Origin of the sequence: Leucobacter sp. M11 (assembly GCF_035726885.1) — a bacterium.
Taxonomy (GTDB): Bacteria; Actinomycetota; Actinomycetes; order Actinomycetales; family Microbacteriaceae; genus JAPFRB01.
Window position 1 is genome coordinate 221,424 of the sequence record NZ_JAPFRB010000003.1, and the last position, 1,033, is coordinate 222,456.

1 protein-coding gene and 1 tRNA gene are annotated in these 1,033 nt (G+C 66.6%); one reads left to right on the forward strand and one right to left on the reverse strand.

Features of this window, described 5'->3' with window-relative positions; genetic code table 11:
- Positions 1-82: 82 nt before the first annotated feature.
- Positions 83-156: transfer RNA gene (locus OOT08_RS09300), tRNA-Gly, on the reverse strand.
- Between the two features lie 109 nt (positions 157-265).
- Between OOT08_RS09300 and dcd the strand changes: the two genes are divergently transcribed.
- Positions 266-871: a dCTP deaminase gene (gene dcd, locus OOT08_RS09305; protein WP_325092373.1), complete on the forward strand. Its 606-nt coding sequence runs from the start codon at positions 266-268 to the stop codon at positions 869-871.
- The last annotated feature ends 162 nt before the right edge of the window (positions 872-1,033 follow it).

Consider the following 1,033-nt stretch of genomic DNA (forward strand, 5'->3'; position numbering starts at 1 on the left):
GACGCCAGTCACGGGTTCTCCAGGGGCCCGACGTCCCCGGAAACGCAGAGAACCCCCGACCGAAGGTCAGGGGCTCTCGCAGTGGAGGGGATGACGGGAATCGAACCCGCGCTGTCTGCTTGGGAAGCAGAAGTTCTACCATTGAACTACATCCCCGCGCGTTGATCCCGAAGGATCTCGACTCGCCAACACTATCAGATTTCGCCGCCCCCTCGGGCACCCGGGTTCCGGGCGGAGCCCGGAAAACCGCATTAGGATGAGAACCGTGCTCCTCTCAGATCGTGACATACGTGCCCAGCTCGCCGCAGACCGGATTCGGATGGAACCCTCCGATGACGGCATGGTCCAGCCCTCAAGCATCGACGTCCGACTCGATCGCTACTTCCGGCTCTTCGACAACCACAAGTACCCGATTATCGACCCCTCGCAGGACCAGCCCGAGCTGACCCGGCTGATCGAGGTGGACCCCGAAGAGGGGTTCATCCTGCACCCCGGGGAGTTCGTGCTCGGGAGCACCTTCGAACAGGTCACCCTGCCGAACGACATTGCGGCCCGCCTGGAGGGCAAGAGTTCCCTGGGCCGCCTCGGCCTGCTCACGCACTCCACCGCCGGCTTCATCGACCCCGGGTTCTCGGGGCACGTCACGCTGGAACTCAGCAACGTGGCGACCCTGCCGATCAAGCTCTGGCCCGGCATGAAGATCGGGCAGCTCTGCTTCTTCCAGCTCACCTCAGCCGCAGAGAAGCCCTACGGGCACGGCGCGGACGGTTCCCGCTACCTGGGCCAGCGCGGCCCGACGGCCTCCCGCTCCCACCTGAGCTTTCACCGCAGCGACGTGACCGTCACGGACTCGGGCGCAAACGGCGGCTAGCCGCCGTTCTGGCCCCTCGGGGCAGACCGGCGGGGGAGCGGCGACCGAACCCCAGTCGCGCCCGCCCAGCGGAGCGCTAGCGCCCGTGGCGGTCCTCGATCTTCTGGTCCCGGCTGCGCATCTGCTGCAGCATCTCGTTGTAGGCCTCCAGCTCGGCTTCCC